Here is a 16,979-nt window from a genome sequence, read left to right as displayed (position 1 = left end):
CGGGATGGTGCAGAGCCACCGGGCGAAAGGCACGTCCAGTAATAAGCCCTAGCAAACGAGACTATGAAAATCGTCATCGCCGACGCTAGCCTCATCGTCCACCGCCCCGCCTTTGAACTGGGACTTGCCCCGGGAACGGCCATCTCCTGGCACAGATCCTGGGACGATCCCGCCGTACTGTCCGCGCTCCGCGACGCCGATGTCTTCGTCGGACCGCGCCTGACCAAGGCAATGGGAGCAGGAGCCAATAGACTCCGGCTGATTCATACCGCCGGCGCCGGCTTCGACGGAATCGAGCCGGAGGCCCTCAACACAGAAGCTGTGTGCGCCAACACCTTCCACCATGAAGGATCGATCGCCGAATACGTGGCCACCGTCCTCGTCGCACTCCGGCGCGACCTCATCGCCCAGGACGCAGCCTTGCGGAAAGGCAAGTGGCACTCAAGCGTCTATCGCCGCGGCCTGCCTCAGCCCAAAACGCTCAGGGGCGCGGTTGTGACATTCCTCGGCTTTGGTCACATCGGGGCCGCCTCATGGAAGCTCCTGCAGTCCTTCGGCGCCGAAGGCATCGCCGTGACCCGGACAGGATCAGTCGACGCGAAAGCACACGGGCTCCGGTGGGCCGGATCCAACGAGGATTTGCTCACGGCCCTGAGCGACTCTGACGCTCTCGTGATCAGTACTCCTCTGACGCCCGAGACCGCTGGGATCATCGGAGCAACCCAGTTGGACGCATTGGGACCCGAAGGCCTATTGGTCAATGTGGCACGCGGTCCCGTTGTGCAGGAAAAAGCTCTTTATTCCGCATTGAAACATCACCGCATTGCCGGAGCAGCCATTGATGTCTGGTATGGGTATCCCGGACCCGGCGGCGTCGGAAAATCAAGCACACTGCCCTTCGAATCCTTGGACAACGTCATCATGACGCCGCACTCCTCGGCGGTCACCGAAGAGACTTTCAGAGGACGATCCCAGGAAATCATTGAAAATATCAACCGGCTTGCCGCCGGCCAGCCTGTGCGGAATGTCGTGATGACGGGCCCATCCTGTTCCGCTGCGGAACCGGCATCGTGAACTACGATGACGCCGCGAACCGGGCGGGTCCGGAGACCGGTGAAGGAGCTTCCCCTGCGGTTCCCTGAGCACTACCGGCGGCGCCCACCCGGAATAAATCGCTTTGATTGCCGAAAAACTGAGGTACCGGGATTACCATGCAGGCTGAGTGCATTGTCGGCGACCCGCAGCGCGGTCCTGCCTCGGCCGAAGACCTCGTCGGCCGGTAAACAATCCTTCTGGACCTGCAGCTCCGTCCTTTTAGGATGAGCAAGTAAGTAAACTCAGGCAAGATTGAGGTGTACTACTGATGTGAGACACAGTTTGAAAGGATTGTGCTCATGTCTGCTCGACCTACCTATTCCGATGAGTTCAAGGCCGATGCCGTCGCTTTGGCGGCGTCTTCGGGCCGTCCGTTGCCTGCCGTTGCTGCTGATCTCGGGATCTCGTTGACTGCTCTGAAGCGGTGGATTCGGTTAGCCCGTGAGGCTGATCAGGAAAGCGGTGGCAAGCCCGATGACCCGGTAGATCCGGTGAAATTCAAAGCCATGGAGGCCCGGCTGCGGGAGCTCGAGCGGGAGAATGATTTCCTGAAAAAAGTTTCGGCGTTCTTCGCCAAAGAACAGCGGTAGAAGATCTCTACCGCGTTGTTCAGGAGAAGAACGCCGACTTTCCAGTGGCCTGGATGTGCCGGCAGTTGGGGCTTCCACGGGCCTCGTACTACCGGTGGCGGGACGCTGAGGAAACACCGACCGCGGCCCGTCACCGGGAACTGACGGACCAGGTGAGGACCGTCTTCGATTCCTCGGACGGCATCTTCGGTCACCGCATGGTGCATACCAAACTTGTTGCCGCCGGCATCGAGGTGTCGGTGGGCACCGTGGCGGGGATCATGGCTGAGAACGGATGGGCGGCAAAGCGGATGCGCGCCTTCAAGCGCACCACCATAGCCTCGGATCCGGACAAGGTCTTCGCGGACCTCATCGGCCGGGACTTCACGGCAGATGCCCCGGGCACCCGTCTGGTGGGCGATATTACCTACTTGCGCACCGGTGAGGGCTGGCTGTATCTGGCCACCGTCATTGACCTGTGCACCAGTATGGTCGTCGGCTGGGCCATGGCGGACCACATGCGCGCCTCGTTGGTTACCGGGGCCCTGACGATGGCCAGAGACCGCGGCCACCTGACCCCGAACGCCATCTTCCACTCAGACCGCGGGACGCAGTACACGTCCCGCGAAATGGGCGCCTGGTGCGCCGGAAACAAGATACGCCAATCGATGGGCGCTACCGGGGTGTGTTGGGACAATGCCGTAGCCGAATCGCTGTTTTCATCCCTGAAGAACGAGTTCTATCACCATCACAGCTTCGCGACCCGCCAAGACGCCAGACGGGCCACGATGCGTTACATCGAAGTGTTCTACAACCGCTGGCGGCCTCACACCAACAACAAGGGTCTCCCGCCAGCGACGGCAATGGCCAACTTCACAACCAACAGCCAGCCCCTGCCCGCTGCTGCCTGACCGAAAAGAAACTACCCGGCTGTCTCACATCCTTGACACACCTCAGATTGATGTCTCTGGGACCGCACACGGATGGGCGGTCCCGGATCTGTCGTGGTCCGGGACCGCCCACGGTCGCCGTGCCGGCGGGATTCGTGCCTTGTTCAGCCGCGGGTTCTGACGTTGTCCAAACCGGCGTGTTCGTGGGTGGCGTGTTCGGTTTCGGTGGGGCGGCCTTCGAGGTAGGCGATGATTGCGCGGGTGAAGTCGGGAAGATCGACCGGGGTCCTGGAGGTGATGACGTTCCCGTCCACGACAACAGCGTCATCGACCCAGGTGCCGCCGGCGTTTTCCACGTCGTCCTTGATCGGCAGGTAGCCGGTGGCGTTCTTGCCCTTGAGCACGCCGGCGGAGACCAGCACCCATCCGCCGTGGCAGATGGCGGTGACGAGTTTGCCTGCCTCGTTCATGTCCCGGACGAGGCCGATCATTTCGGGGTGAAGGCGCATGTTGTCCGGGGCGAAGCCACCGGGGACGACGACTGCGTCGAAGTCGGAGGCGCTGACGTCGGCCGCAGCCGCGTCGACCTCCATCGGGTAGTGCTCCTTGCTGTCATAACTGTTCTTCGTGCCGCTGCCGATGACGCGCACGTCCGCTCCGGCTTCCTGCAGGCGGAGCAGCGGGTACCAGCCCTCCAGGATCTGGTACTCATCCTCGATCAACAGGGCAATCTTGGTTCCATGCAAACTCATGGGTGACTCACTTTCTCATTGTGCTCTTTGTGGTGGTAATCCCCGCGGGATGCCGGGCCTCGCCTGACGGATCTTCGGGCTGCCGGCCCCACGGGCACGGGCTTGCTGCTCCTGCCCTGGACCCACTCGGTCGTCAGGGTAGTGGAACTCATGGCTCTGGAATGCGGAATCGCACGCCTTCCCAGAAGAACGTCAAGGGGCGCTGGCTCGGTGTCAGGACGGGATGTGCACAACTCGCTATGCGTCTTGCAAGGCGCGAGTTGATGGTCGCACGATTGCAAACGGCAGGGATATGACAGACGGGCCGAGCTCGGTTGCAGGACGAAATCTCCGGGCCCAAACGCAGGGTCCCGGAGCCCGCTTGTCATTCTGCATTTCCCGTTTGCGATGTCAACGACGCCGTCGGTGCGGCCCTGCTATGGGTTCTTGTGGAGTTGGTGAGCCTTTGACTCGGTCTGGGTGCTGCTGTCACGTGGTTCGAGTCCGATGGCTTTGTAGCATTGGTCGATTAGCTCCATGGTCTGGACGGCGTCTGCGCTGTCTGTGGGCATGGGGATTCCGTGCCGGATGAGGGCGGCAAAAGCTTCCAGCTGGTAGGTGTAGGAGGATCTTCTTCCCAGGTGCTCGGTCCGTTCGCCGTCACTCGTGTTCACCTTGAGGCTGTCATCGGTATGAGGAAGGATGAAATTTCCCACTGTGGCTTGTCCCTTGCTTCCCATGACGCGGTAGGTCATTTCGGCTCGGGTTCCGTTCATGTTGCATTGTGCCGTCGCGGTGACTCCCGAGGGATAAACCAGGTCGGCGTCAACCCATTCGTCGACTCCGGGCAGGCCGGAGCGTTCGGCTCCCCGGGCGCTGATGAGGGTGGGATTACCGCCTGCCAGGGGGGCCATGGCGCGGATGGCGTGAAGGCTGTAGCAGCCCAGGTCCATCAGTGCTCCCCCCGCCAGCGGCAGTGACCACCTTGGGTCTTCGGGAGGCGGGGGTGGAATCGTCACCATGGTTTCCACGCGTCGAAGCTCGCCGAGTTCCCCCGAGGCAACGAGTTCGTGGAGCCGCTTGGTGACCGGGTGGTAGAGATAGTGGAAGCCGTCCACGACCTTGACGCCCGCGCGTTCGCCTGCATCGCGCACATTCCTGGCTTCTGTCGCGTTTGCGGCGAACGGTTTCTCCGAGAGGACGTGTTTTCCTGCGGCGATGGCCGCTAGGTTCCAAGGGGCGTGCAGCGAGTTGGCCAGGGGGTTGTAGACTGCTTCGACTTCCGGGTCATTAACAAGTTCTTCGTAGGAGCCGAGTACCCGTTCCACGCGATGCTGGCCGGCGAAGGCCTGTGCCCGGTCGCGGTCGCGGGCTGCGACGGCCACCAGCCGCGCACCTGTCAGCCTTGCAGGTTCAATGATGGATGTGGGGCTGATGCGGGATGCTCCCAGGATGCCGATGCGCAGGGGTGCTTCTTTTTCGTCCATCTGTGGTCACTTTCGGGGTTCTGTCGACTTTTCCATACCGTCTTGACCATGGAGTCACGCCCTGGGGATGGCTATTGGTTGAAGGCGGCGTCGAAGCTGGTCTGCGATGCCGGGAAGTCGTATTTTTTGAGGTTGGCGAGGGCTTCGGGGGCGCCGTGGAGGCGGTCCATGCCGGCGTCTTCCCACTCAACAGAGATGGGGCCGGTGTAGCCGATCGCGGTCAGGGCGCGGAAGGAGGCTTCCCAAGGCACGTCGCCGCGTCCTGCGGAGACGAAGTCCCAGCCGCGGCGCGGGTCGCCCCAGGGCAGGTGGGAGCCGAGGACGGTGTTCCGGCCGGTTTGGCGGACCTTGGTGTCCTTGCAGTCGACGTGGTAGATGCGGTCCTTGAAGTCCCAGATGAAGGAGACGGGGTCGATCCCTTGCCACATCATGTGGGAGGGGTCCCAGTTCAGGCCGAACGCTTCGCGGTGGCCGATCGCCTCGAGGGTCCGGACGGTGGTCCAGTAGTCGTAGGCGATCTCACTGGGGTGGACTTCGTGGGCGAAGCGGACCCCTTGTTCGTCGAAGACGTCCAGGATGGGGTTCCAGCGGTCGGCGAAGTCCTGGTAGCCGGCATCGATGACCTTCTCCGGGACGGGCGGGAACATCGCCACGTATTGCCAGATCGAGGAGCCGGTGAATCCCACTACGGTGTCCACCCCCAAAGCCTTGGCGAGTCGGGCGGTGTGTTTCATTTCTTCGGCGGCGCGCTGGCGGACGCCTTCGGGGTTCCCGTCGCCCCACACGCGCGGGCCGACGATTGCTTCGTGGCGGAAGTCGATGGGGTCATCGCAGACGGCTTGGCCTTTGAGGTGGTTGGAGATGGCCCAGACCTTGAGGTTGTACTTGTCCAGGAGTTCGAGCTTGGATTCGACGTAGCCGGGTTCATCCCAGCGCCAGGCGTCCAGGTGGTCTCCGGAGACGGCGATTTCCAGGCCGTCATAGCCCCAGCCCGAGGCAAGGCGCGCGACTTCCTCGAAGGGCAGGTCGGCCCACTGGCCGGTGAACAGCGTGTACGGGCGGGACATGGTCAGGCTCCTTCGGTGGCGGTGTTGGCGGGCTGGACAAGCTGGATGATGGCGCTTTTCGCGGCCGCTGACTCCTCGACGGCCGCCAGCACGCGCTGGACGGCGAGGCCCTCCTCGAACGACGGCGACGGCGAACCGCCGCCGGCGACCGCGGCCAGGAAGTCGCGGATCTCGTGCGTGAAGGTGTGCTCCCAGCCGATGATGTGGCCCTGCGGCCACCACGCCTCCAGATAGGGGTGTTCGGGTTCGTTGACCAGGATCCGGCGGAAGCCCTGCTCCCGGACCGGGACGGTGGCGTCGAGGAAACCGAGTTCGTTCAGGTCTTCCAGGTCGAACAGGATGGTGCCCTTGTCACCGTAAATCTCCAGCTTCAGGGAGTTCTTCTGGCCGGTGGCCACCCGGGAGACTTCAACGGAGGCGATGGCCCCGGAAGCGAGGGACAGCGTGGCCCAGGCGGCGTCGTCGACCGTTACATCCTCCGGGCCGTCCTTGCCCGGGCGGACCGGCGTGAAGGTGTGCAGCCGGCCGGAGACCTCGGTGACCGCGTCCCCGAGGAGGAACAGCACCTGGTCGATCGCGTGGGAGGCGATGTCGCCGAGCGCGCCGGATCCGGCGGTTTCCTTGTTCAGCCGCCAGGTCATGGGGGATTCCGGGTCGGCGAGCCAGTCCTGCAGGTAGGTGGCCCGCACGTGCCGGACGGTGCCGAGCCGGCCTTCGGCGATCAGTTCCCGCGCCAACGCCAGGGCCGGGACGCGGCGGTAGTTGAACCCGACCATCGACTGGACTCCGCGGGTCCGGGCCGCCTGCGCCGCCGCTGTCATGGCCTCGGCCTCGGTGAGGGTGTTGGCCAGCGGCTTCTCCACGAGCACGTGCTTGCCCGCCTCAAGGGCGGCGATGGCGATCTCGGCATGCATCCAGCCCGGGGCGCAGATATCGACGATGTCGATGTCGTCCCGCTCCAGGACGGACCGCCAGTCCGTGGCGGACTCGGTCCAGCCATACTTTGCGGCTGCGGCCGCGACCTGGCCGGCGTCCCGGCCCACGAGCACTTTCTGCTCAAATGCCGGAACGTCGAAGTAGCTGGCAACGTTCCGCCACGCATTTGAGTGGGCTTTGCCCATGAACGCGTAACCGATCATGGCGACACCGAGCGTTTTGGGCGAGTTGCTTTGCTGTGACATCTATTCGTTCTTTCTCATACGAGTTCTTTGCGCGGGGAGGGGGCGCCGCTGAGGGGAGCTGGGCTAAGGCTGTCGATGGATCACTTGACCGCTCCGAATGCCAGCCCAGCGACCATTTGCCGCCGCAGAATGATCATTAGGACCAGGATCGGCGCAACGATGAGTGTTGCGGCGGCGGTGATGTCGCCCCAGTCGGTGCCGTACATGCCGGTGAATTGCTGGAGACCGACTGGCGCCGTTTTGGCTCCGCTTCGGGTCAGGGACAGTGCGAACAGGAATTCATTCCAGGACAGTACAAGGGTGAGTACGGCTGCTGTTGCTACCGATGGCACCAGCAGGGGCCAGATGATCCGTCGCAGGATATTCCAGCTTGAGGCGCCGTCCATCATTGCTGCCTCCTGGATCTCGTAGGGCAGCTGCAAAATTGAGCTGCGGAGAATCCAGACAACAATGGGCAGATTGAAGGCGGCGTACGGGACGATCAGCACGGGGTAGGTGTCCATCAGTCCGAGCTTGCCCGCGAACACGAAGATCGGAATCACGGCAACGATGGGCGGAAACATGTAGGTGGAAAGGATCCAGGAGGAGAGACCTTTCCGTGCACGGAAGTCCCGCATGGTCAGGGCGTAGGCGGCCGGCACTCCTACGGCGATGGCCAGGGCCGTGGCGCCGAGGCTAACGATGGCGCTGTTCAGAAGGAGCTGTCCGAAGGTCTCGGATTTACCGCCGCCCGCGGAGAGAACAGATGCGTAATTTTCAAGCGTCGGCTGGAACAGCCAGGCCGGCGGTATCTGGTTTGCCAGGCCAGCAGGCTTGATGGAGGTGACAAGCATGAACACCAGCGGGATGAGTCCAATGACGAGCCATGCCCAGAGGAAGGTGCGGCCGACAATGATCCGGGCTATTGAGCCGCGGCCGATGGTTGTTGAAGGTGTTGACATTAGATTTCCTCAGGATCGGACCGGCGGCCAATAACGCGCAGCATCAGGGGTACGAGCAGGGACAGGATGATCAGGAAGATCACGCCGAGGGCGCAGGCGAGTCCCACGTTGAAGCTTTGCAGGCCGACACGGAATATGCCGAGATTGATGATTTCCGTGGAGCTGCCGGGGCCTCCGCCGGTGAGGATCTTGAACGAGTCGAAGGTCTTGAAGGCTTGGATGGTGCGAAGGACTGCAGCGATGGCGATGAACGGGATCATCCCCGGCAACGTGATGTGGCGGAACATTTGCCAGGGCGAGGCGCCGTCGACCAGGGCTGCTTCCCGCGGTTCGCCGGGAAGGGACTGGAGCCCGGCCATCAGAATGAGGGCGATGAAGGGGGTCCACTGCCAGATGTCCAGGATCAGCAGAACGATCCAGGCGGAGGTCGGGTCGCCGAGCAGGTCAACGCCCTTGGGAAAGCCGAGTTGACCCAGGTAGTAGCCGACCCAGCCATAGTTGGGGTTCAGCAACTGCTTGAAGACCATGGCTGCCACGGCAGGTGTTACCGCGAATGGCAGCAGCATGAGGGCTGCCCCAACCTTGTTTGCGGTGGTCTGGGCGGCCAGGGGCAGTGCCAGCGCGAATCCAAGGAGCATTTCCAGGATGACGGCCCCGGCCACAAAGGCAAGAGTGATGAGGAATGCCTGGCGGACCGAGGCGTTGGAGAGAGCTTCGGTGAAGTTGTTGAACCCGACAAACCGGCCCACGCCACCTAGGATCTTGTCGTTCCGGAATGCCGAGTAGAAGATGAACGCCGCCGGTGCCACGGTCATTAGCAGCAGGACGATCATTGACGGGGCCATGTAGGCCCAGGGGAGTGAGCGCTTCTTCCAGGTCAAGGGTTTCCTGCCGGGCGGGACGGTCTGTGTTTGACCGCCCGCGCGACGGGAATCTTCAACCTGCAGCCCTGCGCTGGGCAGGGCGGCAGTGGATTTCATGATTGATGCTCCTTGGTTGGGGGTGGATCAGTAGCCGGCTGACTTCAGAAGGGTGGAAATCTTGTCGGCTGCTCCCTTGAGCGCCTGCTCCGGGCTGGCGGATCCTCTTGCCGCGTTGTTTACGGCCACGGCAATTTCGTGGCTCACTTCGGTGTAGTTGGTGAGGCGGGCGCGGCCCACGCCTACTTCCAGGGACTTCCCCAGAGTTTCGTAGAAGGCGGCGAGGGGGTGGTCATCCTTGATGGCGGAGTACACGGAACTGCGGCTCGGGTGCAGGGATTTTTCGGTCATGGCCGTCTGCTGCTCTGCGGCAGTAAGCCAGCTGATTGCCTGGTAGGCCCATTCCTTGTTCTTGGAATTCTTGTTGACGCTTAGCATCCAGGTGCCAAAGTGGGGGCCTGTGGCGTCGGCCTTGGGAACCGGAGCGTATCCGATGGAGCCCTTGACGTTGTCCGCGAGCTTCAGGTCGTGGTAGTTGATGGTCATGGCTGCCAGCCCATTGTCGAAGGATTCAGCTGTGGTTCCCCAGTCGGCGGAGGTGCTGCCTGGGGGTACATGGCCGCTTTGGGCGAGCTTGGCGTAGTAGCTGAGGGCCTTGGCTCCCTCGGGGGTGTCGAAGGCCAGACTCAGATCCTCGTTGACAAGGTGTCCGTTCCCGCCAAATGAGGCCAGAAGTGTCTTGAAGTCATCCGTTGCCCAGTCGCCTACGCCGGCCATGACAGTGGTTCCGTACAGATTCTTGTCCGGCTGGGTAAAGAACTCGGCCGTCTGAGCGTATTCGTCCCAGGTTTCCGGGACCTTCAGGTCCTTACCGTATTTGGCTTTGAAGTTTTCCTTCTGCTGGGGATCGTTGAAGAGGTCACTCCGGTATGCCATGACGGCGACATTTGACTGGATCGGAAGCCCGTATACGTCGAAGCCCGCAGTTTTGATGGCGTCCGGGGCAGGCTTTTCGGTCTCGTTGGGGTAGCGCTTGATCGGAGACTCGGCATTGTAGACGGCCGTGTCGTAGAAGACTTTCGGGATGAAATCCCCGATGTTGGCGTCACCGATCGTGTTCAGGTCCTTGTTTTGGATATAGGGAGTAAGCGGCTCAAGGTTCTGCACGAGGGCCGGTGCCCAGGGTGTGTCGACAACGACGATGTCGTAGTAGCTGCTGCTGGATGCGAATTCCGAGAAGACTTTCTGTTGGAGGGCGTCGTAGGGCTGATTGTCAATCTTTAGGTCGATCCCGAGCTTCTCCTTAAACTTCGGGACCAGGGATGCCACAGCCGCGCTGTTCGCTTCGTCGGTGGTGTAAAGCATTCTGAGTTCGGCCGGTTTCGCGGCACTTGCGCTTGGATTGGGCGATTCAGCTGAGCACCCGGTTGCGGCCAAGACGGTCGCGACCGCGGCTCCAAGCCCGGCCATCAGGCGGGACTTTGCAACTCGACTCTGAGTTTTGAACATTTGCCTGTCTTTCGTTGATCGGCGACAAGTTGGCGATTTTCTCGCCAAGGTGCGGGACAGATGACCACCCTCGCTACCTGGCCGAGAAGGGAGGCGGTGAGGAGGCTCACAAAAAGACTAAGGTGACTTTTGCTTTACGTCAATCAAAAGTTGCGCGTTGACCCCATAGTTAGCTTCCCTCGCAGGTATAAGCGGGCGAACCCGCTAGTTTGGCGGCAGGATCCCGGGCACTGCGCGCCAGGCGTCCGGCCTTGAGTGCTCGGACTATTGTCAGTCGCTGGGCAGACTTTTGCGCGTCTGTTGACATTGCATGTGTGTCTGATGTCATAATCGGGTATGGAAGTGGAGCGCGGATGAGCCGAAGCTGCGGCTACGCGGCCTGCTGTCGGGCCTAGGGTCCGCTTGTTCCGTGTCTGGCTGTCCCAGCTCGAAGTTGAGCGTCCGCAAAGGTGGGAACGGCCAAGGTTTTCCTCGAACGGTCAGCGGTGCCTCCAGCCGGCGCTGATGCCGTTGATGCATCCAATTTTTGTACGGCGTAACCATGCAAGAGTAGAAAGAGGCTCGAAGTGCGTGCAGTAATTCTCCCCGGTGATAAGAAGGTCGTTGTCGCCGATCGTGAACGTCCGGAGCCGAAACCCCATGAGGTCCTGGTCCAAACCAAGGCTTCCGCTATCTGTCGTAGCGATATGAGCCTGTACTACGGCAACCCGATTGTCGGCGGTGAGGCTGCAGAAACGGGTGACGTGGTCCCGGGCCATGAAGCGGCAGGAGTTGTCGTGGCAGTAGGGGAAGCCGTCACCGGTGTTGCGGTGGGTGACCGTGTCGCGGCTCATCTTGCCGTTGGTTGTGGCCACTGCGAGTACTGCGGCGCAGGCTACACAATGCTCTGTCCCGACTGGAAGTGTTTCGGTTTCGACTTTCCCGGCGGCGACGCTGAGTACTTCACCATCGCGGCCCGAAACGCGCTCCCGCTGCCCGAGCAGTTCAGCTTCAAGGCAGGTGCCGTGCTGACCGACATGATCGGCAGCCAATATCACGTCCAGAAGAAAATGGCCGTAAGCGGCAATAAGACAGTCGCGGTCATCGGTCTAGGCCCGATGGGCTCCGCAGCCGTTCTCGTCGCCAAGGGCTTCGGGGCACGGGTTATTGCCGTTGACATCCTGGATGAACGGCTCGAACAAGCCCGGGTCCTTGGCGCGGACGATGTCGTCAACAGCAGGGACACCGACGCTGCGGAAGCAATTCGCAACCTGACTCATGGACGAGGCGTCGAAGTCGCCATCGATTGTTCGGGCAACCCTGCCGGCCAGAACACCGCTCTCGACGCCGCAGCAAAGCTGGGCTCCGTCGCCTTCGTCGGAGAGTCCAGAGCGACGGAAATCAACCCGAGCGACCAGATCCTCCGCAAGCTGCTGACCGTCGTCGGCGGCTGGTACTTCCCGCTGGGCGAGTGGTCCGAAATCCTGCGCTTCATCGCGGACAACAAGGTCAATGTCGAAGCAATCATTAGCCACGAATATTCCCTGGAAGACGCCGAACAGGCGTTCGGCGCCTTCGATCGGCGCGAGACCGAGAAGGCCGTCTTTACCTGGTCCTGAACGCGCCCGGTCAGAGCTTCACATCGAGAAAGGACTAACAGTAAATGTTCCGCTACACCGCAGAAATTCTCCCTTATCACGACATGCCCCTCGAGGATGCGGTCAGGGACCTGGCTGAGATCGGGTTTACCGAAGTCAACTTGTGGTCGTCCGCATCACCCCTGGCCCACCACGTGAATCCGGGAGATGATCCGGGCAAAATCCGTGAGGTCTTGGACAAATACGGCATGAAGCCGTGCGGACTCACGGTCTACGGCAAGAACCAGGACGAAATCCTCGAGCGCGTGCAGTTCGCGGCGGACCTGGGCATCGACACGGTCATCTTCGACTGCGAGGCCAACTATTCCGACTTCGTCGGATCGTTCCTGCCGCCTATCGTGGAAGCCGGTGCCAAGGCGGGGGTCCGCATCGCCGTGGAAAACCACCTTACGGTCCCGTTTTCCGCCGACTTTGAAGCCGGGGGCAACGAAGACAAGCGCTGGGACGAAGGTGTGGACACCTTTGCCCAAATCAAGCGCCTTGTGCGGGACATCGACGATCCTTACTTGGGGGTTTGCCTTGCTCCGCCCCACATGTGGGTCATGCAGGAAACGATCAGTGAAGTCGTTGCTTTCCTGACCGAGCGTAAACGGCTGTACTACTACTACATCTGGGACGTCGACCGGGCGTACCGCCACGGCGTAGATGGCCTGAACTTCGGACCCGGCGAGAAACAACTTCCCTCGCCCGAGGGAACATTGGACCACCGTTTCCTCCTGTCAGAACTCAAGCGAGCGGGGTACGAGGGCGCCGCCAGCTTGAAATGCCATGGAACGCATGGGTGGAGCATGGAGAAGATCGGACGGGAGATCCGCAGATCCGATGCTTACATCCGCGACGCGTACGAGACGCTGAAAAAGTAACAGGTACTCCAAGGTTGCGATGAGCAGTGAGCAGTTTTGATCTAATGGAGGACGCACAACATGCGACATCCGGATGATTGCAGAACCAACCATGCAAGCCCGCTCGATGAGGCGGCGCTCTTTATCAGTAAGGGTTTTTGATGACCGTGGTCCAGACGTTGCCTGCTGCAGACAGCCAGTCCAGGGCGAAGAAAGCGGCACCGGGTTTCGGTGCCAGTGAGCTCTTTCAGATACTGAGGGACGGTCGTCCGCGCACACGCTCGGAGCTCGCGGCAGCCACCGGTTTTGCCCGGTCCACCATCACGGCCCGCGTTGAGGAGTTACTGCAGACTGGTTTCATTGCCCCTGTTGGTGATGCCGCTTCCACCGGGGGCAGACCACCCGCGCGTGTGGCGTTCAATCCGTCGGCGCGGGTGGTTGCCGCCGGTGATATCGGCGCCACGCACGCGACCGTGGCAGTCGTGGATCTGGCTGGGACCACCCTGGCGAAGGCAAGGGAAAAAATTCAGATTGCGGACGGTCCGGAATCTGTACTTGACTGGCTGACCGAAGCCGTCAGCAGCCTTCTGTCAAAGCTTCAGCGCGCCCCCGAAGACCTGATCGCGGTGGGGATTGGCCTGCCAGGGCCGGTCGAACACTCAACGGGGAAACCATCCCAGCCGCCGATCATGCCCGGCTGGGACGGCTTCGACGTGCCCGGCTACGTTCAGGGAACGTTTGACGTCGCCGTGCTCGTGGATAACGACGTCAACATCATGGCACTGGGCGAGCGGGCGGCATGCTGGCCACAAACGGACAACATGCTATTCCTCAAAGTAGCCACAGGCATCGGCTCAGGAATTATCAGCAGCGGGCAACTGCAGCGCGGAGAAAAAGGCACCGCCGGCGACGTGGGGCACATCGCCGTCAACAGGGCCGCCGGGATCGCATGCCGCTGCGGCAACATCGGATGCCTCGAAGCCATCGCCGGCCGCCCGGCCGTGGCCCGTGCCCTACGCGCTGCCGGTGTCGACGTTCCCAACGATTCGGATGTCATGGCACTAGTCCGCCAAGGCAACATACTCGCCAGCCAGACCATGCGCCAGGCCGGGAGAGACATCGGCGAAGTCCTCAACATGTGCGTGAGCCTACTGAACCCCGCCGTCATCGTGATCGGCGGTTCCATGGCTGAAGCCGGAGAACAACTCATTGCAGGGATCAGGGAAGTTGTTTACGCCCGCTCAACACCCCTGGCCACCCAGGATCTCTCCATCGTGCAAGCCCGAACCGGAGCCGAGGCCGGCATCACCGGCGCAGCCATCATGGCACTGGACCACGTCCTGGCCCCGGAGAACCTCCAGATGCTCGCCGCCAGTCAGTGACACCCGCACCGTCAACAGATAAGGTCGATGGCTGGGCAGTGGCGATCGTCGGACTATTGGCGTCGTTCGGAATTATCTACGCGCTGACGGTATCTCCGGGTTGGTAGTCGCGCGCGCAGTCATCGACACAGGGCCACCGGACGCCACAAAAAGAAACCTGCCGGTCCCGATCCGGGGGTGACCGCGTCCTGGATCAGTACCGGTTCCCGTTCCGGGGCGTGACACAAGATTCCTGGTCCGGACGGATCCTCCTCCTGCGCCGTGTTCGCGCCGGGAATTGTCGTAGCTTCTGGCCGTGGCAATAAGAGCGCTGGTCATTGCGGGACAAAGCCCGGTGGACCGCGTGATAGCCTGCCAGAGTCCGCATGCTGGTGCCAAGCCCACATCTCCTTCCACGAATATTTTGTAACGCCGATAATGGAGATTCCGTCAAGCTAGGTAGTCGTTCCACCCAGGCTTCTTGCAACTATTTCCAGAGCGCCGAGCCTGCCCATTGCGGGGGAGCACCAACATGCGAGATAGGTAGCAGCTTTACATCGGGATATGTGCGTAGAACCGCCGGGAGAAGTTGTCGCCGTCCGACGTCAAGGGTCCGAAGCATGTGCTGGATGAGCGTCAGTTGCCCGAAGGTCCGGTTCATCTCTTGGCGGGCTTTATCAACTTCAAGTAAGTGGCCCACGGCTGGAAGCTTTGGCTTGATCGCGTGGACTTTGTTGAAGAGTCTGCCGTGATGAGCGCAAATGTTCCGCACTACGTTGAGCGACTTCATCCATGACTCTAACTGCGGGGCCGTCAGGCCGAACTTGTCAGCAATGTCGTTTTGAATGTGTCGCGGCGAGAAACCATACAAGTAAGTGAGGGCTCCCCAGTCGAGGACTTCTACCGCCGCCCAAACTGGAAGAGTCCCGGCATACTTCGCCTGGTGATGCTTTACGAAGTCCTCCTTCGAATCAGCAAGACTCTTTTTGTAGCGCTTAATCCACGTCGCGTATGAGCCGCCTTGGCTCGCACGTGGGCCCAGAACTTTCGGCTCCAGATGGGCGCATTCGTGCAGTGTGCCGAGGGCGTGGCCGATCAGTGCCCTCAACGCAAGCTCGATAGGGGCCAGGGAGGCGAAGGTTGCTGTCCGGAGGCTTGCATCGAAGGTGTAAAGCCTTACGACGTCCTGGAAAGTAGTGCCAGCGTAGAAAGTGTCTTCACGGCCGGAGGTTCCCTGCCGCCTAAAGGCGTACCAGTATCCGCTAAGACGGTAGTAGTTGATGTGCTGGAGTTCTTGGATCGCTGCGTCTCGATCCCCGATGTCCATGCCCCGGGAGGCTAGGAGGTCAACCTGCTCGTCGTAAGTCTTGTAGGCCTTGACGGGTGTCGGCAACTGAGCCCCCCTGCCCAGAGAAAGTGAAGACCGGCCCTGGACCTACCGAAGTAGGCGGAACCGGTCGTAGTGGTAATAGTCTAGCTAATTTTCGTTCGTGGCTCCAGTTGGGGAGGTGCAGTGCCCCTCGCTATCGTTGTGGCCAAAGCACGGAGTTCCGACCCCATCATCCGTTGGCAGTGGAGGCATGCCTGTAAGAGCTTCGGGTGCCCTAGGGGAGATGCAGAAAGGTCAATCACGCCGGGCTGATGACTTTTGGCGAGTTTGGGTGTTTGCCGCGTACTTGGGTCAACATTCCGAGCTGTCTCGGTGCCTCCATGGCAAAAGGGCACCCCATCTTTGTCACGACGCGTCCTTACGCTGTCCGCATTTCAAGCACTAGAGCCAGAATGAGGTCGATTTCCGTCTTACTGACACTTGCTCGTGGTGGTCTCAGATCCAGCCTGACAAGTCTGAGGGGATCAAGCCGGGGGGAGCAGCTCGAGAATTCTCCAAAAAAGTCCAAGGAATCTGGGCTTGATGAGATCAGGTATCAGGAAGGCGGCGATGCAACCTGTGACGACCCGGCGGCCGCGTGAAACGACACCGGAACTCCGCCGCGACATGTGAATACTCCCTTGTCGAGGCGTCCTGACGTCAGGTTGGGGTGTGCCCGAATTGCACGGACCTTTCCAGGACTAAGTTAGGCAGAAGGGCCTGCCACGCTGAACCTCGAGTTGGCTCGGCTATAGGCCGTCGTATAGGGAGGACCAAGGGAAGGAGTTGGACCATCGCCGCAGTGCCAACACTGTTTGAAGTCATCTCTCGCGTTCCTGCCGAGACCTTCGCAGATCCGCGATGGTTGGTCATCAGCTCCTGCTCAGGGCAGTCACTTGCACGGCGGTCGTGGAAGCTCACGTGGGCAGGCTCCAGCCGCTTTATGAAGTAGACCCGGCGAAATCCATCTTCGATGTCTCGGTGTGTCTCTTGATAGCCACGGCGCCGGTAAAAGGTCAGGTTTTCGAGCATCGCCTCGTTCGTGTAGAGGCGGAGTTCATCACGCCCTGCGCGACGGGCGAGCTGCTCGGCTTCGATGAGCAAAGCTGATCCCAAACCCAGGCCCTGAACATCAGGGGATACGGCGAGGTTATGAATATGGAGTGCAGGGTCCTCCAAACGGGTGATAAGCATGCCGACCAACTGGTCATCGCTCCAGGCAAGGAGGGCGTCCCCGGAGGCAGCAATCGCAGCATAATCGAATGTCATCGGAGCGGGTTCCTTCCCGATCCGCTCAACGTAGATTGCGTACGCCCTGCGGGCGAGGTCACGCATGAAAGAGCTGTCAGAGGCACTTGCAGCCGCCAGTTTTATCCCTAA

The 16,979-nt window shown here is 61.2% G+C and carries 14 protein-coding genes and 1 pseudogene; 6 read left to right on the top strand and 9 right to left on the bottom strand.

Translation table 11 applies throughout. The features are described 5' to 3' along the window. The first annotated feature begins 63 nt into the window (after positions 1 to 63). From AUR_RS09505 to AUR_RS09495, 3 genes and pseudogenes are all read left to right on the top strand, one after another. A complete protein-coding gene (locus AUR_RS09505) occupies positions 64 to 1,074 on the top strand; it encodes a 2-hydroxyacid dehydrogenase (protein ID WP_021474680.1) in 1,011 nt (336 codons plus the stop codon). Between the two features lie 320 nt (positions 1,075 to 1,394). Further along, the gene (locus tag AUR_RS09500) at positions 1,395 to 1,685 is read left to right on the top strand and encodes a transposase (RefSeq protein ID WP_062098648.1); all 291 of its coding nucleotides are present in this window, start codon (positions 1,395 to 1,397) and stop codon (positions 1,683 to 1,685) included. Positions 1,686 to 1,720: 35 nt separating this feature from the next. Continuing rightward, a pseudogene (locus AUR_RS09495) lies at positions 1,721 to 2,575 on the top strand (IS3 family transposase); the annotation flags it as partial. 143 nt (positions 2,576 to 2,718) lie between these two features. Here the strand turns inward: AUR_RS09495 and AUR_RS09490 are convergent. The 7 genes from AUR_RS09490 to AUR_RS09460 all read right to left on the bottom strand — a co-directional run bounded on the left by AUR_RS09490 (position 2,719) and on the right by AUR_RS09460 (position 10,246). Continuing rightward, entirely contained in the window at positions 2,719 to 3,306 is a 588-nt protein-coding gene (locus AUR_RS09490; protein WP_128397130.1) for a type 1 glutamine amidotransferase domain-containing protein, read from the bottom strand. 416 nt (positions 3,307 to 3,722) lie between these two features. Beyond that, on the bottom strand, positions 3,723 to 4,772 hold the full coding sequence (locus AUR_RS09485; protein ID WP_062098646.1) for a Gfo/Idh/MocA family protein: 1,050 nt from the start codon (positions 4,770 to 4,772) through the stop codon (positions 3,723 to 3,725). Between the two features lie 71 nt (positions 4,773 to 4,843). Beyond that, positions 4,844 to 5,839 carry a sugar phosphate isomerase/epimerase family protein gene (locus tag AUR_RS09480; protein ID WP_062098644.1) on the bottom strand — a complete coding sequence of 332 codons (996 nt, stop codon included), beginning with the start codon at positions 5,837 to 5,839 and terminating at the stop codon, positions 4,844 to 4,846. Positions 5,840 to 5,841: 2 nt separating this feature from the next. Then, the gene (locus AUR_RS09475) at positions 5,842 to 7,020 is read right to left on the bottom strand and encodes a Gfo/Idh/MocA family protein (protein WP_062098642.1); all 1,179 of its coding nucleotides are present in this window, start codon (positions 7,018 to 7,020) and stop codon (positions 5,842 to 5,844) included. 80 nt (positions 7,021 to 7,100) lie between these two features. After that, positions 7,101 to 7,961 (bottom strand): carbohydrate ABC transporter permease, encoded by an 861-nt coding sequence (locus tag AUR_RS09470; protein WP_062098640.1) that lies wholly within the window; start codon positions 7,959 to 7,961, stop codon positions 7,101 to 7,103. Beyond that, positions 7,961 to 8,941: a carbohydrate ABC transporter permease gene (locus AUR_RS09465; RefSeq protein WP_062098638.1), complete on the bottom strand. Its 981-nt coding sequence runs from the start codon at positions 8,939 to 8,941 to the stop codon at positions 7,961 to 7,963. The genes AUR_RS09470 and AUR_RS09465 overlap by 1 nt, the downstream gene beginning before the upstream one ends. Before the next feature lie 27 nt (positions 8,942 to 8,968). Further along, complete coding sequence (locus tag AUR_RS09460; RefSeq protein ID WP_164888671.1) at positions 8,969 to 10,246, bottom strand: ABC transporter substrate-binding protein; 1,278 nt, start codon at positions 10,244 to 10,246, stop codon at positions 8,969 to 8,971. Positions 10,247 to 10,956: 710 nt separating this feature from the next. On the opposite strand from AUR_RS09460, the gene AUR_RS09455 reads away from it, so the two are divergent. From AUR_RS09455 to AUR_RS09445, 3 genes are all read left to right on the top strand, one after another. Continuing rightward, a complete protein-coding gene (locus tag AUR_RS09455; RefSeq protein ID WP_062098634.1) occupies positions 10,957 to 11,988 on the top strand; it encodes a zinc-binding dehydrogenase in 1,032 nt (343 codons plus the stop codon). A 44-nt stretch (positions 11,989 to 12,032) separates the two neighbouring features. Further along, positions 12,033 to 12,890 carry a sugar phosphate isomerase/epimerase family protein gene (locus AUR_RS09450; RefSeq protein WP_062098632.1) on the top strand — a complete coding sequence of 286 codons (858 nt, stop codon included), beginning with the start codon at positions 12,033 to 12,035 and terminating at the stop codon, positions 12,888 to 12,890. A 140-nt stretch (positions 12,891 to 13,030) separates the two neighbouring features. Continuing rightward, positions 13,031 to 14,251: an ROK family transcriptional regulator gene (locus tag AUR_RS09445; protein WP_062098630.1), complete on the top strand. Its 1,221-nt coding sequence runs from the start codon at positions 13,031 to 13,033 to the stop codon at positions 14,249 to 14,251. 466 nt (positions 14,252 to 14,717) lie between these two features. Here the strand turns inward: AUR_RS09445 and AUR_RS09440 are convergent, their stop codons facing one another. After that, entirely contained in the window at positions 14,718 to 15,623 is a 906-nt protein-coding gene (locus AUR_RS09440; protein ID WP_062098628.1) for an Abi family protein, read from the bottom strand. A 636-nt stretch (positions 15,624 to 16,259) separates the two neighbouring features. Continuing rightward, positions 16,260 to 16,934 carry a GNAT family N-acetyltransferase gene (locus AUR_RS09435; RefSeq protein ID WP_128397129.1) on the bottom strand — a complete coding sequence of 225 codons (675 nt, stop codon included), beginning with the start codon at positions 16,932 to 16,934 and terminating at the stop codon, positions 16,260 to 16,262. Positions 16,935 to 16,979: the final 45 nt, after the last annotated feature.

It is taken from the genome of Paenarthrobacter ureafaciens (assembly GCF_004028095.1).
Taxonomy (GTDB): domain Bacteria; phylum Actinomycetota; class Actinomycetes; order Actinomycetales; family Micrococcaceae; genus Arthrobacter; species Arthrobacter ureafaciens.
The sequence above is the reverse complement of the archived record's forward strand: the minus strand, read 5'-3'. Positions and strand labels throughout refer to the sequence as shown.

Excerpts from the sequence above, each read along its gene's own strand:
- AUR_RS09505 (WP_021474680.1), top strand. The coding sequence starts at position 64 with ATGAAAATCGTCATCGCCGACGCTAGCCTCATCGTCCACCGCCCCGCC.
- AUR_RS09500 (WP_062098648.1), top strand. The coding sequence starts at position 1,395 with ATGTCTGCTCGACCTACCTATTCCGATGAGTTCAAGGCCGATGCCGTC.
- AUR_RS09490 (WP_128397130.1), bottom strand. The coding sequence starts at position 3,306 with ATGAGTTTGCATGGAACCAAGATTGCCCTGTTGATCGAGGATGAGTAC.
- AUR_RS09485 (WP_062098646.1), bottom strand. The coding sequence starts at position 4,772 with ATGGACGAAAAAGAAGCACCCCTGCGCATCGGCATCCTGGGAGCATCC.
- AUR_RS09480 (WP_062098644.1), bottom strand. The coding sequence starts at position 5,839 with ATGTCCCGCCCGTACACGCTGTTCACCGGCCAGTGGGCCGACCTGCCC.
- AUR_RS09475 (WP_062098642.1), bottom strand. The coding sequence starts at position 7,020 with ATGTCACAGCAAAGCAACTCGCCCAAAACGCTCGGTGTCGCCATGATC.
- AUR_RS09470 (WP_062098640.1), bottom strand. The coding sequence starts at position 7,961 with ATGTCAACACCTTCAACAACCATCGGCCGCGGCTCAATAGCCCGGATC.
- AUR_RS09465 (WP_062098638.1), bottom strand. The coding sequence starts at position 8,941 with ATGAAATCCACTGCCGCCCTGCCCAGCGCAGGGCTGCAGGTTGAAGAT.
- AUR_RS09460 (WP_164888671.1), bottom strand. The coding sequence starts at position 10,246 with ATGCTTTACACCACCGACGAAGCGAACAGCGCGGCTGTGGCATCCCTG.
- AUR_RS09450 (WP_062098632.1), top strand. The coding sequence starts at position 12,033 with ATGTTCCGCTACACCGCAGAAATTCTCCCTTATCACGACATGCCCCTC.
- AUR_RS09445 (WP_062098630.1), top strand. The coding sequence starts at position 13,031 with ATGACCGTGGTCCAGACGTTGCCTGCTGCAGACAGCCAGTCCAGGGCG.
- AUR_RS09435 (WP_128397129.1), bottom strand. The coding sequence starts at position 16,934 with ATGCGTGACCTCGCCCGCAGGGCGTACGCAATCTACGTTGAGCGGATC.